This window comes from Haloferax sp. Atlit-6N (assembly GCF_003383195.1).
GTDB classification, from domain to species: Archaea; Halobacteriota; Halobacteria; order Halobacteriales; family Haloferacaceae; genus Haloferax; species Haloferax gibbonsii.
Genome location: NZ_QEQJ01000323.1, coordinates 1 through 459, shown reverse-complemented (window position 1 = coordinate 459; position 459 = coordinate 1). Strand labels below are relative to the sequence as shown.

The window sequence follows — 459 nt, the reverse complement described above, 5'->3', positions numbered from 1 at the left end:
GACCAGTATGTATGCGTACGATACGCACAAGTTTGCGACAATTCGTCGACGAACTCGACACCGTTGTCTTCGGTGTCGGGTTCTCCGTTTCGTTGCTGGCGATTCTGGTCTTCTTCCTGAATCCAGACGTCTCAGCGGAGCGGATGGGACAGATCAACGAGTACCTCTGGACCGAGTTTATGTGGGTCTACATCGGGACGATGTTCCTGATGGTCGTCTTCAGCCTCTGGCTGATGTTCGGCCGCTGGGGCGACATCAAACTCGGCAAGCCCGAGGACGACCCCGAGTTCAGTCTCCTGTCGTTCTTCTCGATGATGTTCTCGGCGGGGATCGCGGCCGGTATCGTCTTCTGGGGACCGGCGGAGGCGCTGAACCACTACGCGAACGTTCCGCCGCTCGTCGGCGCTGAAGCCGGCACGTCCGCGGCGGCCGTCGGCGCGATCCAGTACACGCTGTTTC

1 protein-coding gene is annotated in these 459 nt (G+C 59.9%); it reads left to right on the top strand.

The genetic code is table 11. The features are described 5' to 3' along the window. Positions 1-32 precede the first annotated feature (32 nt). Positions 33-459, top strand: a 427-nt coding sequence (locus DEQ92_RS22570; protein WP_233516957.1) for a BCCT family transporter, incomplete at its 3' end; no start/stop codon positions are given.